This is a genomic window from Methylocaldum sp. MU1018 (assembly GCF_053646775.1).
Genome location: NZ_CM132195.1, coordinates 2150234 through 2165638, shown reverse-complemented (window position 1 = coordinate 2165638; position 15405 = coordinate 2150234). Strand labels below are relative to the sequence as shown.

The window sequence follows — 15405 nt, the reverse complement described above, 5'->3', positions numbered from 1 at the left end:
GTCACCGTCCCGCGCGGAGCAAGGGCGTTCCCAAGCCCTTGACGAAGATCAGCGCGATGCCGAGCGCGCACAGAAAAATCAGCACCGACACCGCCGATCCCAAACCCAGGTCGAGGCGGGCGATCAAGGTGTTGTACCCGATCACGGATACCGATTCGGTGCCGTGCGCGCCGCGAGTCAACATGTAGATCGCATCGAAAATGCGAAATGCATCCAAAGTCCGGAACAACAGCGCCACCAGAATGGACGGCTTCATCAAGGGCAGGACGATGAGTCGAAAGCGCTGCACGGCGGATGCTCCGTCGACCCTGGCGGCCTTGAGCGCGTCGTCGGGAACGAGGCTCAAGCCGGCCAGCAGCAAGAGCGCCATGAAAGGCGTGGTTTTCCAGATCTCGCTGAAGATGATGACGGCGAACGCCGACCCGCGTTGGTCGAGCCAGGCTTTATCAATGCCGAGCCAACCGTCGACGAAACCCGTGGCCGGATCGAACGCGAACTTCCAGGCGAGAGCGGCGACCACCGTGATGATGGCGTAAGGCACGAGAACCGTCGAGCGCACCATGCGCCGACCGAAAACGGCCTTGTGCATGAGCAGCGCGAAGGCGAATCCGAGCAGCAGTTCGAAAGCGACCGAAATGATCGTGATCAGGCACGTATTCCAGAGCGCCTGCCACCAGATTTCCGAACCGAGTACGCCGAAATAATTGCCGAGACCTATGAAAACGGGGGGAGCGGCGTAGCGAAGGTCATAGCGGTAAAGCGAGAGCCGGATGGCGTACAGAATCGGATAGGCCGCGACCAAGGCCATGACGGCCAGGGCAGGGGCGCACAGCAGCCAGCCGCGCAAATTTCGGACTTGCTTCATAGCAAATCTTCCGAACTCAAGGCGCGCTGCACCGCCGCCCGCAAACGCTCGACGTCGCGCTCCGGGTCGATGTCGCGCATGGGATGGAGAATGCGCCCGATGGCCAGCGATACGTCGGTGTACGACGGCGTTTGCGGGCGCTGCGCCGCGTCCTCCAGAGTCGCCCGCAGCACGTCCGCGAACGGCAACCGGCGGCGCACCGCGGGATCGTCGTAGAGGGCGGACAGGGTGGGCGGAAGTCCGCCGCGTTCCGCCGCGATTCGCTGATTATCCGCGCCGGCCAGGCATTCGGCCGCGCGAAAGGCCGGTTCGGGATAGCGGGAATAAGCGCTGACGGCGAGACCGATACCGCCGACCGTCACTCGGCTGGGGCGGTCTGGCAGCACCGCGGGCCAACGCGCCCAGCCCATGTGCGCCGCCACGTCGGGCGCGTTCCGCCGGGCGCTGGGCCAGACGAAGGCGTAATTCAGCATGAAGGCCGAATGGCCCGCTTCGAAGGCCAGTCGCGCCTGGTCTTCCCGGCTGGTGGACAATCCCGGATCGGCGGCGGGAGAGATCGCCAATCGCTTCATCAGGCTCAGGGTTTTCCGGGTGGGCCCAGGTTCCAGGGAGACCTGATCTCCCTTTGCGTTCAGGATCGCGCCGCCGGCCGAGGCGAGCAGGGAGGCGAACAGCACGGTCAAGCCTTCGTAGCGTTCGCCCTGAACTTGAATCCGGCCGTTCCTGCCCAGCCGCTCGGCCGCGTCGAGCATCTCGTCCCAGGTGTCCGGCGGCGTCCGGACCCGGTCGGTCCGGTACCAAAGCAACTGGACGTTGGTGGTGAAAGGCATCGCCCAAAACGTATTCTTATAAATAGCGCTTCGAACGGTTATCGGGAATCGGCCGGCAATGGCCGCTTGCGCCGGCTCTGAAAGCCACGGCCGTATCCAGCCAGCCTCCGCGAATTCGGCGGTCCAGATCACATCCATGCCGATGATGTCGATGGCCTCGTCGCGCGCGGCCAGGCGGCGCGTCAACTGTTCCCGCTGCTGATCGGCATCGCTGGGGAGAGGAACGAGATCGATGCGATAGCGGTTTTCCGCGGACTCGGCGCAACGCCGGGCCGCTTCCCGAAACGCACCGGAAGGCTCGTCGAACACGTACCAGGCCAGGTGAGGCGGTCCCGCCGGCTCCTGCTGGCGGCAGGACGATATCAGCAAACCGAGCGACAGAAGACCCATCCGGCCGGAGAACGCGAAGAAGCGCCGAGCCGCGAAACGGATCGGGGATTCGCTCGGGAAAAAACGTTCTGCTCTCGGGCGGCAGACATCCATGGGAGAGGTCCGTTCTGCTTGGAGTTCAAACGTGCTTCGAGTGGAACACCTGCGCGGGTTTCGTGTCAAGTGCGGCAGGCCGGCGGGAAAAGAAGACGATGCGCGGGTTCGCCGAACGTTATGGCCGGCGATTGTTTCTAAATCATTGGAGCGACGATACAGAGGAGCGAGTCTGCTTCGCATACGGGGCAATGCGCATGGCCCGATGAGCGTTTCGAAACCGTTTTGTTACATGCTCGATACAGTTCGCATTGGCATAAAGTTTTTCTCGGGTGCCGCACAGCCGAGGAACCGAAATATGTTAGGCTACGTCTTAGCGGTAAGAGCCGCGAGCGCCGCACCACCGAGTGCGGATGGATTAGAAAGCCACGTTCGCTATGATAGGGACTGTTAATACGATCGTTGTCTGATCCAGCAGCAAGATATCGAACGAGGCAGCTTGCGGTCCTCTCGCCGGAGACTAAAGACTTTTTGAGCATCTGCCGAAAGCAGAGGAGACCTCGCATCTATGGGTATCTTCGATCACTACCAATCCCGCTATGAAAAAACCCGCGAAGAAGAGTATTCGCTTCAGGAATATCTAGAAATCTGCCGTAAGGATCCGACGGCCTATGCAAGCCCCGCCGAGCGCATGCTGATCGCCATCGGCGAACCCGAGTTGGTGGACACTCGGCTCGACCCGCGCCTTTCGCGGATTTTTGCCAATAAAGTCATCAAACGCTATCCGGCTTTTGCCGATTTTTACGGCATGGAAGAGACCATCGAGCAGATCGTGGCATTTTTCCGCCACGCCGCTCAGGGTTTGGAGGAGCGCAAGCAGATCCTGTACTTGCTGGGGCCCGTGGGAGGCGGCAAATCCTCGCTGGCCGAGAAGCTGAAACATCTCATGGAGCAGGTGCCGTTTTACGCCATCAAGGATTCGCCCATCAACGAATCGCCGCTCGGCCTGTTCGACCCGGAGGAGGACGGTCCGATTCTGGAAAATGAATACGGCATTCCGCGCCGTTATTTCAACACGATCATGTCGCCTTGGGCGGTGAAGCGCCTGCACGAATACAACGGCGACATCACCAAATTCCGCGTCGTCAAGGTGCGCCCGTCCATGCTGGACCAACGGGCGGTGTCGAAGACCGAACCGGGCGACGAGAACAATCAGGACATCTCCTCCCTGGTCGGCAAGGTCGACATCCGAAAGCTCGAGCGCTTCAGCCAGGACGATCCCGATGCCTACAGCTTCTCGGGCGGTCTCTGCCTCGGCAACCGGGGCATCATGGAATTCGTCGAGATGTTCAAGGCACCGATCAAGGTGCTGCACCCTCTCCTGACCGCGACCCAGGAAGGAAACTACAAGGGTACCGAAGGGCTTTCGGCCATCCCGTTCGAGGGCATCATCATGGCGCATTCGAACGAGTCGGAATGGCTGCAATTCAAGAACAATAAGAACAACGAGGCCTTTCTCGACCGCGTCTACGTGGTCAAGGTGCCTTATTGCCTGAGAGTGTCGGAAGAAATCAAGATTTACGAGAAGCTCCTGATTCACAGCTCGCTGTCGGATGCGCCGTGCGCGCCGCACACGCTGAAGATGCTGGCGCAGTTCGCGGCGCTGTCGCGGCTGAAAGAGCCGGAAAATTCCAACATCTACTCGAAGATGCGGGTCTACGACGGCGAGAATCTGAAGGACACCGATCCCAAGGCGAAGTCGTACCAGGAATACCGGGATTTCGCCGGCGTCGACGAAGGCATGACCGGACTGTCCACGCGCTTTGCCTTCAAGATTCTGTCGAAAGTGTTCAACTTCGACCATTCCGAAGTCGCGGCAAACCCCGTTCACTTGTTGTACACGCTCGAGCAACAGATCCCGCAGGAGCAGTTTCCGCCCGAGGTCCAGGAGCGTTATCTGCGCTTCATCAAGGAATTCCTGGTGCCGCGCTATATCGATTTCATCGGCAAGGAAATCCAGACCGCTTACCTGGAGTCGTATTCCGAGTACGGACAGAACATCTTCGACCGCTACGTCACCTATGCCGATTTCTGGATTCAGGATCAGGAGTACCGGGATCCCGATACCGGCGAGAGTTTCGACCGCAGGGCGCTCAACGAGGAGCTCGAAAAGATCGAAAAACCGGCCGGTATCAGCAATCCCAAGGATTTCCGCAACGAAGTGGTGAACTTCGTGCTGCGCGCCCGCGCCAAGAACGCCGGCAAGAACCCGGCCTGGACCAGCTACGAAAAGCTGCGTGCGGTGATCGAGAAGAAGATGTTCGCCAACACGGAGGAATTGCTGCCGGTGATTTCCTTCAACGCCAAGGCATCGGCGGACGACCAGAAGAAACATGAAGAATTCGTGAACCGCATGGTTCACAAAGGGTACACGCCCAAACAGGTGCGGCTGTTGTGCGAATGGTATCTCAGGGTGCGCAAGTCCTCTTAACCGGACGATAGGTATTGAAGCCCATGAGTCAATTCATAGACCGTCGCTTGAACCCCAAGAACAAAAGCGCTGTCAATCGGCAGCGCTTTCTCCAGCGTTTTCGCGGGCAGATTCGCAAGGCCGTTGCCGATGCCGTCGCCAAACGGTCGGTAACGGACGTCGACCGTGGCGAGAAGATCCAGATTCCGGCAAGAGATATTTCGGAACCGATGTTTCGGCACGGCCCAGGCGGGCGACGGGAAATCGTGCAACCCGGCAACAAGGAGTTCATCGCCGGCGACAAAGTGCCGCGCCCGGAAGACGGAGACGGCGGTTCCGGCAATCGGGCCAGCGACAGCGGCGACGGCATGGACGAATTCGTCTTCGAGTTGTCGCGCGCAGAATTTCTGGAGTTCATCTTCGAGGATCTCGAGCTGCCGAACATGGTGAAGCGGCAACTGGCGAGGGAGGCCGCTTTCAAGAGCCAGCGGGCGGGTTTCACCAGCGACGGATCGCCTTCGAACCTGCACGTCGTCCGCTCGATGCGGGAGGCCTTGGCTCGCCGCACGGCACTGCGGGCGCCGTCGGCGGACCGGAAACGGAGGCTGGAAGCCGAGCTGGCCGAATTGCTTCGCAGCAATGAGCCGGACCGGGAGCGTATCGCCGCATTGGACGAGGAGATCGCCCTGCTGGAGCAAAAGATCCGGGCGGTGCCGTTTCTCGACACGCTCGATCTGCGCTACCGGAATCGGATTCAGGTTCCGAAGCCCAGCACCCAGGCCGTGATGTTCTGTCTCATGGACGTTTCCGGCTCCATGGACGAAGTCAAAAAGAATCTCGCGAAACGCTTTTTTCTATTGCTCTATCTCTTTCTTACGCGAAATTACGAAAAGACGGACGTGGTCTTCATCCGGCATCATACGGTGGCGCTGGAGGTGGACGAGCAGGATTTCTTCTACTCCCGGGAAACCGGCGGAACCGTGGTATCGAGCGCGCTCGAACTGATGAGAGGCATCATTCGCGACCGGTATCCTTCGGGCGACTGGAACATCTACGGTGCCCAGGCGTCGGACGGCGACAACTGGCCCGAGGACTCGACCAATTGTTCGCGCTTGCTGATCGAGGACATCATGCCGAGCGTGCAGTATTACGCCTACATCGAGATCAACAACCACGAACCGCACAGTTTATGGATGGAATACGAAAAGGTGGCGGATCTTTGGCCGAATTTCGCCATGCAGCCGATTTACAGCGCCGCGGACATTTATCCGGTCTTTAGAGAACTTTTCAAGAAGCAGCAGGCATGAGCCGCAAACCTCTTTCAGAAGGCTCCGAATGGACGTTCGAGCTCCTTCAGATCTACGACGCCGAGATCGGCCGGATCGCGGCCGATCTCGGACTGGACACTTACCCCAACCAAATCGAGGTCATCACCTCGGAACAGATGATGGACTGCTATTCGAGCACGGGCATGCCGGTGTTTTACCCGCATTGGTCCTTCGGCAAGCAGTTTCTGACCGTCGAAAAAAGCTACCGACGCGGATACATGGGGCTGGCTTACGAACTGGTCATCAATTCCAATCCGTGCATCGCCTATCTCATGGAAGAGAACAGCATGACCATGCAAGCGCTGGTCATCGCCCACGCCTGTTACGGACATAACTCGTTCTTCAAGAACAATTACCTGTTCAAGACCTGGACCAATGCCGACGCCATCGTCGATTACCTGGTGTTCGCCCGCAATTACATCGCCGAATGCGAGGAACGTTACGGCGTCGCCGCGGTGGAGGAACTCTTGGACTCCTGCCATGCCCTGATGAACTACGGCGTGGACCGCTATCGCCGGCCTCCCGCGCTTTCGATGCTCGAGGAAAAGCTCAGGCAGAAGGAACGGGAGGAATATCTTCAGTCGCAGATCAACGATCTGTGGCTACGCACGGTTCCGAAAAAGGAAAAATACTTTCAGGAGCAAGCCCAGCATTTTCCGGCCGAGCCCGAAGAAAACCTTCTTTATTTCTTCGAGAAGAACGCGCCGTTGCTGGAATCCTGGCAGCGCGAGGTGATCCGCATCGTCCGCAAGATCGCCCAATATCTCTATCCCCAGCGCCAGACCAAGGTGATGAACGAGGGCTGGGCGACGTTCTGGCACTACACCCTGCTGAACGAGCTCTATGACGAAGGCTTGGTGACCGACGGCTTCATGCTGGAATTCCTGCAATCGCATACCAACGTCATCAGCCAGCCACCGTATCACAGCAATCATTTTTCGGGCATCAACCCGTATGCCCTGGGATTCGCCATGATGAGCGACATTCGCCGCATCTGCGAACAACCCACCGAAGAAGATCGCAGATGGTTCCCGGATCTCGCCGGCAGCGACTGGATCAAGGCGCTGGATTTCGCCATGCGCAACTTCAAGGACGAGAGTTTCATCGCGCAATACCTCTCGCCCAAGGTCATTCGAGATTTCAAGCTGTTCAGCGTGCTGGACGACGATCTGAACGACGAGCTGGAAATCACCCACATTCACGACGAAGACGGCTACCGGGCCGTTCGCCAGGTGCTCTCGGATCAGTACAACCTCGGCAACCTGGAGCCCAGCATTCAGGTTTACCGGGTGGACACCCGGGGCGACCGCTCGCTGACCCTGCGTCACTACCAGCATCACCGCCGTCCCCTGGGGGAGAGCACCAACGAGATGCTGCGGCACGTACGCCGGCTGTGGGGATTCAAGGCGAGGCTCGAGACCGTGGACGAGAACGGGAGGGTTCAGAAATCTTACGAATGCGACTGACCCGGATTCGCCTTCGATCGGACACGCGGCACGCCGGGATCGACCGGGACGTCCTCGATTCGGCGCTCAGCCGCTTTTTCAGTCTCGGACAGCGCTTGAAAAGGACGCTCGTATAAAACCGTGACCACCAAGACCCGCCCGGACGACCTTCATTTACTCACAAAACTCCTGCCGCAAGAGCTTCAGGCATCCCTCGCGCGGCAGGCCCACGATGAATTGCTGGAAATCATCCTGGATTTGGGGCGGTCGCCGCAGGCCCGTTATCCCGCTGCGGCCGTCCATTTATCGAACCGCCCGGTCGCCCGCGAAGACCTCGATGCCGTGATCTCCGTCGTGGGCGAATTCGGCGCCGACAACCGCGCCGGTATCGAGGGAACGTTGCACCGCATCTCGGCCATCCGCAATCGGCGCGGCGAGATCATCGGCCTGACTCTGCGCGTCGGGCGCGCGGTATTCGGAACCATCGATCTGATTCGGGATCTGGTGGAGAGCGGCAAGAGTCTCTTGCTGCTCGGCCGCCCCGGCGTCGGCAAGACGACCAAACTCCGAGAGGTGGCGCGCGTGCTGGCCGACGATTTCGGCAAGCGCGTGGTCGTGATCGACACGTCCAACGAGATCGCCGGCGACGGCGATATTCCGCACCCGGCCATCGGCAGCGCCCGGCGAATGATGGTGCCGCATCCGGATCGACAGCATGCGGTGATGATCGAGGCGGTGGAAAACCATATGCCGGAAGCGATCATCGTCGACGAAATCGGCACGGCGACGGAGACGATGGCGGCGCGCACCATTGCCGAGCGAGGCGTTCAGCTGATCGGAACGGCCCACGGTAACACTCTGGAAAATCTGGTGATGAATCCTACGCTGTCCGATTTGATCGGCGGCGTGCAATCGGTCACCCTCAGCGACGAAGAGGCCCGCCTTCGCGGCACGCAAAAAACCGTCAGCGAGCGGAAAGCGCCGCCCACCTTCGATATCGTCGTGGAAATCATCGCCAGGGACGAGGTGGTCGTACACCCGGATACGGCGCAGGCGGTCGATGCCATTCTCGGCGGCATACAGCCCAAGGGCATTCGGCGCCGCGGGCCGGGCGCCGTTCGGTCGGCGACGCCGGGTGAACCCGAGCCGACCGGGGAAAGACCGAACCAGGTTTCGTTCGTTCGCGCCGACCAGCAACGGCCGGTTCGCATCTACGCCTATGCGCTCAGCCGCGATTCCGTGGAGCGCGTGATTCGGGACCTTCACCTGGAAGCGCGCACCGTAAGGTATGCGGATCAGGCCGATCTCATTATCACTTTGCGGGCGCGGGAAGACGACGCGAGCCTGAGACGCATCGTTCAGTCCGCTCATCTGCCCGTCCATGCCGTCAAGAAGAACACGACCGCTCAGATTCGGCAGCTCCTGCGCGGGCTATTCCATATCGTGCCCGGCGACAAACAGGACGAGGTCGGGGATATGGTGCGCGAGACCGAGCGCGCCGTACAGCAGGTCAAGGCCGATGGCGTCATGGCGGAACTCGCGCCCCGTTCGGCTGCCTTGCGCCAAATGCAGCACCGCATCGTGACCCGCCACGGCCTGGTTGCAGAAAGTATCGGCCTTGAACCTCACCGGCATTTGGTGATTTATCCCGTGTGACCGGTTCGCCGCTCGCGAGCCCGCCGCATCCTCTATAGGCCGCTGCTCTTCAGCCGGATGTCGTTTTTGACGGCTCGTACGCCGGAGACGTCTCGCGCGATCGCTTCGGCGCGCTGTTTCTCCGTCGCCGTATCGGCGAAGCCGCTGAGTTGCACCGTGCCTTTGAAGGTTTCGACTTGAATATCGAGCCCTTTGACGACTTCATCTTTCAGTAAGGCGGCCTTTACCTTTGAGGTTATCGTCGCGTCATCGAGATATTCGCCGGTGCTTTCGCGGGTTTTCGAACCGGAGCAACCGACGACCGCGGCGGCTGCGGCGAGAGCAAGAAATTGTCTTCTTCTCATCATGTTATTCACTCCTTTGACTGATGAACGGCGAAGGACTTCTCGCACAGGATGCTTTTCGGGAAGGGCTGCAAGTTTCGAAGGCCCGCAAAAACCTTTCGGCTGGCGGCATTCCCGGCCCTGCGGACGATGAGGATAAGCGAATGCGCGAAACCCGCCGGAACGGCGATTGCCGTGCGGCCGGATGTGTAAGCGCATGAACGAAGGAAGAAAAGTGGAACTTCCTTGTTCCCAAAATACATCCCAGCCAAATTCGGATCAGTCCGGTTACATGCGGAGCATTCCATGTCCGTGTCGGGCATCCCGGCCCGATGATGGGGAGCGCCCAAATCCATCGGAGCGTTCCGACCTCATTCGCAACATCCTGGTCGCATCGGGGAACATCCCGTTCCGGAGCGGCAATACCTCCACGATGTCGCCCTGCCGGAGCATCCGTTGCCCGGACCCAAGACCATCTCAGGTCGGGCTATTTAAACGCACGGCAGTCGGATTAAATATACGTAGATTTCCTTATTTTTAATAAGGCAATTACGGTCATGCCGCCCTTCGGCTAGACATCGATAGCCTATCCCGGCAGGTTCGGGGCGAACACCATCGGACCCGCATCAACGAAACGGGATAATCGAGTAATATACGTACACTCTGACGGGCTCGCTTCATCGGAACACATTGCTGGCCTGACTCGAAGAGCAGCGGAGCTGAAACCTCCCCTTCAGGGCGAATTTCCGAATCGACGACGATGGGAGGCATCGTTATCCTTCCAGCACCCCCCGCCCACGAGGCGGGGCGATCCGCCGACGGGTTCTCGTCCGGCGGATGAAGCCGGGCGCGGATTGAAACGTCAAATTCTTTCGATCATGGGTTGGACATACTTGTTTATTGCCGGGCTATTCGAGGTGGCCTGGGCGGTTGGATTGAAATTTACCGAAGGGTTTACGCGCTGGTGGCCGAGTTTATGGGTGGCTGTCGGCATGATCATCAGCGTTGTCTTTCTGTCCTGGGCGCTGAGAACGATACCGGTAGGCACCGGTTATGCCGTCTGGACGGGAATAGGCGCTGCGGGGACGGCGATTCTCGGCATGGTGTTGTTCGGCGAGCCCAGAGATCTCGCGCGAGTAGCCTGCGTCCTGCTGATCATCCTGGGAGTGGCGGGGCTGAAGCTTCTGCATGGCGAAAATTGATTCGGCGCTTTTTACGCCGAATCGTTCTTGCCGGCACGTTTTTTAGACGAAAATTCCCGATCCAGGCCGGGTATGCCGACGCTTTGAATGTGCATGGCATTGCGGCCTTCCTCGTAACGCGGCAGCCGTCCTTCGGTGCGCCACAATCGGTAAGACAGGGCGGCCGTCAGAACCCGGATCGGATAGTCGCGGGGAAGGTTTTGCAGATAAGGCTGGATCGTCACGAAATCGCGGGCGCCGTACTGGGTCATGATCGAGCGCAAGCCGCCGTTGGCCGGCCCGATGTTGTAGGCGAGAAGGCCGAGGAACAAGTCGCCGCGCATTTCCCCCAGATAATTATGCAGGGTCGCCGCCGCCACGAAGGTGTTGTGGCGCTGGTTGAGCATGTCCAAGCTGTCGACGTCCAGATGCTTCTTGACGACACTGACGGCGAACTTCGGCGGAGCGGTGATTTGAAAAAGTCCACGACCGCCGTCTTTGCTGTCGCGCGGATAGAACGACGATTCCGTCGCGCCGACGCCGACCATGATCTCGGGATCGACATCGAAGGCTTTCGCGGCTTCGCGGATCGTCGGCAGATAGACTTGGGCGCGCTCCATCATGCGCTGCATCTGGGTCAGATCGGAACGCCGATAGGCGGCGAACACCTGATGCGCGATCGTGGTGCGCTCGGCCTCCTGCATGCCCCCGACCAGGACGCGAAGCTTGCCGAGGTCGCGGCCGAATTCATCTTGAACGGCGAACCAGCCGGCGCCGGCGGCCACGAAAACCGCCGGGACGGCGGGCAGAACCGCGCTCTTGAGCACCAGCCTGGCGCGCATGCCCAGCCAGAGCCACAGCAGCACGGCGGTCGCGATGCCGACGCCGAGAACCGTGGCGGCGAAAGGCAGCAGATTGGACCACAACCCGGTCCCGGCAAACCAATCCGCGGAGCGTCCCAGCACCGCGATGATGCCGATCAGGGCCGATGCCGCCAACGCCAGAATTTCGGTGCCGATGACGGCGGTCCATTGTCCTGGCGTCAGCCGCCCGGCTTTCGCGGCGCTTTTTTTGGTTCGTGTCCGTTTCTTTTTGGGTTGGGTTGGACTTGGGGTTCGCCGCTTTTTGGACGTTGACGTTGCGGCAGCGGAAGAATCTGGCGTTTCCAGCGGCAGTTCGGTCTGGACGGGTTCGTGCGATTTGCACGGCGCTGTTGCGGAGGAGTCGGAGGACGGCGCGGGAGGCAGCGAAGAATTCTCTTTGGAGATCGACTTGCGACCGGACACGAATCACCTCTTGACGGAAGTTCCCAATGCCATCCCTGGCCGGCCATGATTCCGGCGATGCGCAACGTTTTCTTCTAAGGTTGCAGTCGCCCGACTACACGCCAGCCTAGCGTTTCGCCCGCCTTCAGCGGTATCAGGGTGTCGTCGCCGAACGTCATGCGATCCGGAACCGTCCACTCGCTTTTTTCGAGAACGATCTTCGCGCGGTTGCGCGGCAAACGGTAAAAATCCGGGCCGTTGAAGCTGGCGAAGGCTTCCAGCTTATCCAGCGCGCCGACAGCTTCGAAAACCGTGGCGTAAAGTTCGAGCGCCGCGTGCGCGGTATAACAGCCGGCACAGCCGCAGGCCGATTCTTTCTGGCTTCGCGGGTGAGGCGCGCTGTCGGTTCCGAGAAAAAATTTCGGGTTGCCGCCGGTGGCCGCTTCCACCAAGGCCAGACGATGGGCTTCGCGCTTCAATACCGGCAGACAGTAAAAATGGGGACGTATGCCGCCGGCCAGCAAGGCGTTGCGATTATAAAGCAGATGATGGGCGGTGAGGGTAGCCGCGATGTTCGGTCCGCCGTCCTTCACGAATTGAACGCCGTCGCGAGTGGTGACGTGTTCCAGAACGATGCGGAGCGACGGAAAGCGCGCCGCGATGGCGGTCAGATGCCTGTCGATGAACGCTTTTTCCCGGTCGAAGATATCGATCTCGGGATCCGTCACCTCGCCGTGAACCAGCAAGGGAACGCCGTGCCGCTCCATCGCTTCGAGCACCGGGTAGATTTTTTCCAGCGCCGCGACCCCGGCTTCCGAATGAGTGGTCGCGCCGGCGGGATAAAGCTTCAGCGTCGCGACCCCGGGCTCTTCGGCAATTCGCCGGATTTCCTCGGGCGAAGTTCCCTCGGTGAGATAGATCGCCATCAGCGGATCGAATGCAAGTCCGGCCGGCAAGGCGTCCAGAATGCGGCGGCGATAGGCGAGGGCGTCCGCCACCGTCGTCACCGGCGGCTTGAGATTGGGCATGATGAGCCCCCGGGCGAATCGGCGCGCGCTGTCCGGCAGCACGTCGCGCATCGCGGCGCCGTCCCGGAGGTGCAAATGCCAGTCGTCGGGGCAGGTGATGGTCAGTCTTTGCATGGGCAAGCCGTGGTTTTCGAAAGACGTCATCTTACAAGATTCGCCGTCGCCGTAGTTTGACCGACGACACAAACCCGCGCTTCGCCGACCGCCTTGCCGTATTCGGGGATACCGGGGCGCCCGGCGTTTCGCGATTGCGATAAGCAGTTCGCGCCGAAAAGACTTAAAATGATCCATCAACACGGTGGCGGAGATACGGCCGCCCAAGCCATTTGTTCATCAACGCTCGACCGAAAACCCGTGAATTCCGTTTCCCACGAACGCATTCCTCTCAAAGATTTCACCGAGAAGGCGTATCTGGACTATTCCATGTACGTCATCCTAGACCGCGCCTTGCCCAACATCGCCGACGGGCTCAAGCCGGTGCAACGGCGCATCGTCTACGCCATGTCCGAGCTGGGTTTGTCGGCTCAGGCCAAGTACAAGAAATCCGCCCGCACGGTCGGCGACGTCTTGGGTAAATACCATCCTCACGGCGATTCGGCCTGCTACGAAGCCATGGTGCTGATGGCCCAGCCGTTTTCCTACCGCTACCCCCTGATCGACGGGCAGGGCAACTGGGGCTCGCCGGACGACCCCAAGTCGTTCGCGGCCATGCGCTACACCGAGGCGCGCCTGACACCGTACGCCCAAACCCTGTTGTCGGAACTGGAGCAGGGCACGGTCGACTGGGTGCCGAATTTCGACGGCACTCTGGAAGAACCGGCCCTTTTGCCGGCGCGCTTGCCGAACGTGCTGCTGAACGGCTCGACCGGCATTGCGGTGGGCATGGCGACCGATATCCCGCCGCACAATCTGCGCGAGGTGGTCGACGCCTGCATTCGCTTGCTCGACGACCCGCGGCTCGGCGTCGAGGAACTGTGCGACTCGATCAAGGGGCCGGATTTCACCACCGAGGCCGAGATCATCACGCCGCGCCAGGATATCGTCCGCATGTATCGGACCGGGAACGGCTCGATCCGCTTGCGGGCGCGCTGGGAACCGGAAGACGGGAACATCGTCGTCACCGCCTTGCCCCATCAGGTGTCCGGCAACGCGATCATGGAACAGATCGCCGCGCAGATGCAGGCGAAGAAGCTCCCGATGGTGGAGGACCTCCGCGACGAGTCCGATCACGAGAACCCGACCCGGCTGGTCATCATGCCGCGCGGCCGGCGTATCGACGCGGATCAACTGATGTCGCATCTGTTCGCGACTACCGACCTGGAAAAGACCTACCGGGTCAATCTCAACATGATCGGCCTGAACGGCAAGCCGCAGGTCAAGAATCTCCAGGAAATCCTGCTGGAATGGCTGAGTTATCGCACGGAAACCGTGCGCCGGCGGCTTCAATACCGGCTGGACAAGGTCGTCGCGCGCCTGCACATCCTGGAAGGTTTGCTGATCGCCTACCTCAATATCGACGAGGTGATCGCGATCATCCGCAACGAGGACGAGCCCAAGCCCGTGCTGATGGCGCGCTTCGGGCTGAGCGATGCGCAAGCCGAGGCCATTCTGGAACTGAAGCTGCGCCATTTGGCCAAGCTCGAAGAAATCAAGATACGCGGCGAACAGGACGAGCTGGAAAAGGAGCGGGCCTCGCTTGAAGCCACGCTGGGATCGCAAAAAAAGCTGAATAACCTCATCAAGAACGAGCTGAAACAGGATGCCGAAAAATACGGCGACGCGCGCCGCTCGCCCATCGTCGCCCGCCAGGCGTCGCAAGCCCTGGACATCACGGCGGTGATCGGCAGCGAGCCGGTCACGCTCATTCTTTCGGAAAAAGGCTGGATTCGCGCCGCCAAAGGGCACGACATCGACCCCTCCGCGCTGGCTTTCCGGTCCGGCGACAGCTTTCTCTCCGCCGCGCTCGGGCGCAGCAACCAGCCGGCCTATTTTCTCGATTCCACCGGACGAAGCTACGCGGTGCCGGCCCATGACTTCCCCTCGGCAAGGTCCCAGGGCGAACCCTTGACCGGGCGCCTCAACCCGCCGCCGGGCGCGCTGTTCAAGGCGGTGCTGGCGGGCGCGGACGATGACTGGTATCTGTTCGCGACCGACAGCGGCTACGGCTTCATCACTCAGCTCAAGGAACTCCATACCAAGAACCGGGCGGGCAAGGCTCTGCTGACGGTGCCGGAACACGCGAAGGTCCTGACCCCGGTCCGGGTCGGACAACCCGAATCCGATCTGGTCGCGATCGCAACGGCCCAGGGCCGTCTGCTGGTGTTCCCGGTCAACGAGATTCCTGTCCTCAACAAGGGTAAGGGCAACAAACTGATCCAGATTCAACCGAACGATCTGGCCGCGCGGCAGGATTACGCGGTAGCCGCGATCGCGCTACTCCCCGGCGCCGGGCTGAAGGTCCACTGCGGCAAGCGGAGCTTGAACTTGACCGCCAAGGATCTCGTCCATTACCAAGGAACCCGCGCGCGCCGCGGAAATCCGCTGCCGAAAGGGTTTCAACGGGTGGAGCAACTGACGCTTCCGGGCTAAGA

11 protein-coding genes are annotated in these 15405 nt (G+C 60.5%); 6 read left to right on the top strand and 5 right to left on the bottom strand.

Annotation, left to right across the window (positions count from 1 at the left end; all coding sequences use genetic code 11):
- Nucleotide 1: 1 nt before the first annotated feature.
- Nucleotides 2–865: a carbohydrate ABC transporter permease gene (locus ACWJKU_RS09970; RefSeq protein ID WP_454142155.1), complete on the bottom strand. Its 864-nt coding sequence runs from the start codon at nt 863–865 to the stop codon at nt 2–4.
- Complete coding sequence (locus ACWJKU_RS09965) at nt 862–2178, bottom strand: ABC transporter substrate-binding protein (protein WP_454142154.1); 1317 nt, start codon at nt 2176–2178, stop codon at nt 862–864. Before ACWJKU_RS09965 ends, ACWJKU_RS09970 begins: the two co-directional genes overlap by 4 nt.
- Before the next feature lie 508 nt (nt 2179–2686).
- On the opposite strand from ACWJKU_RS09965, the gene ACWJKU_RS09960 reads away from it, so the two are divergent.
- The 4 genes from ACWJKU_RS09960 to ACWJKU_RS09945 all read left to right on the top strand — a co-directional run bounded on the left by ACWJKU_RS09960 (nt 2687) and on the right by ACWJKU_RS09945 (nt 9017).
- Nucleotides 2687–4609 carry a PrkA family serine protein kinase gene (locus ACWJKU_RS09960; protein ID WP_454142153.1) on the top strand — a complete coding sequence of 641 codons (1923 nt, stop codon included), beginning with the start codon at nt 2687–2689 and terminating at the stop codon, nt 4607–4609.
- Between the two features lie 23 nt (nt 4610–4632).
- Nucleotides 4633–5895 (top strand): YeaH/YhbH family protein, encoded by a 1263-nt coding sequence (locus ACWJKU_RS09955; protein ID WP_454142152.1) that lies wholly within the window; start codon nt 4633–4635, stop codon nt 5893–5895.
- The gene (locus tag ACWJKU_RS09950; RefSeq protein WP_454142151.1) at nt 5892–7382 is read left to right on the top strand and encodes a SpoVR family protein; all 1491 of its coding nucleotides are present in this window, start codon (nt 5892–5894) and stop codon (nt 7380–7382) included. The genes ACWJKU_RS09955 and ACWJKU_RS09950 overlap by 4 nt, the downstream gene beginning before the upstream one ends.
- 120 nt (nt 7383–7502) lie before the next feature.
- Nucleotides 7503–9017 (top strand): R3H domain-containing nucleic acid-binding protein, encoded by a 1515-nt coding sequence (locus tag ACWJKU_RS09945; RefSeq protein WP_454142150.1) that lies wholly within the window; start codon nt 7503–7505, stop codon nt 9015–9017.
- A gap of 32 nt (nt 9018–9049) precedes the next feature.
- On the opposite strand, the gene ACWJKU_RS09940 is transcribed toward ACWJKU_RS09945, so the two are convergent.
- Nucleotides 9050–9364, bottom strand: a complete 315-nt coding sequence (locus ACWJKU_RS09940) for a BON domain-containing protein (RefSeq protein WP_454142149.1) — start codon at nt 9362–9364, stop codon at nt 9050–9052.
- Between the two features lie 830 nt (nt 9365–10194).
- On the opposite strand from ACWJKU_RS09940, the gene ACWJKU_RS09935 reads away from it, so the two are divergent.
- A complete protein-coding gene (locus ACWJKU_RS09935; RefSeq protein WP_454142148.1) occupies nt 10195–10542 on the top strand; it encodes a DMT family transporter in 348 nt (115 codons plus the stop codon).
- Between the two features lie 11 nt (nt 10543–10553).
- On the opposite strand, the gene ACWJKU_RS09930 is transcribed toward ACWJKU_RS09935, so the two are convergent.
- Nucleotides 10554–11807, bottom strand: a complete 1254-nt coding sequence (locus tag ACWJKU_RS09930) for a lytic transglycosylase domain-containing protein (RefSeq protein WP_454142147.1) — start codon at nt 11805–11807, stop codon at nt 10554–10556.
- Between the two features lie 74 nt (nt 11808–11881).
- Nucleotides 11882–12928, bottom strand: coding sequence for a dihydroorotase (gene pyrC / locus ACWJKU_RS09925; protein WP_454148100.1), 1047 nt, complete (start codon nt 12926–12928; stop codon nt 11882–11884).
- A 240-nt stretch (nt 12929–13168) separates the two neighbouring features.
- Between pyrC and parC the strand changes: the two genes are divergently transcribed.
- Nucleotides 13169–15403 (top strand): DNA topoisomerase IV subunit A, encoded by a 2235-nt coding sequence (gene parC, locus ACWJKU_RS09920; RefSeq protein ID WP_454142146.1) that lies wholly within the window; start codon nt 13169–13171, stop codon nt 15401–15403.
- The last annotated feature ends 2 nt before the right edge of the window (nt 15404–15405 follow it).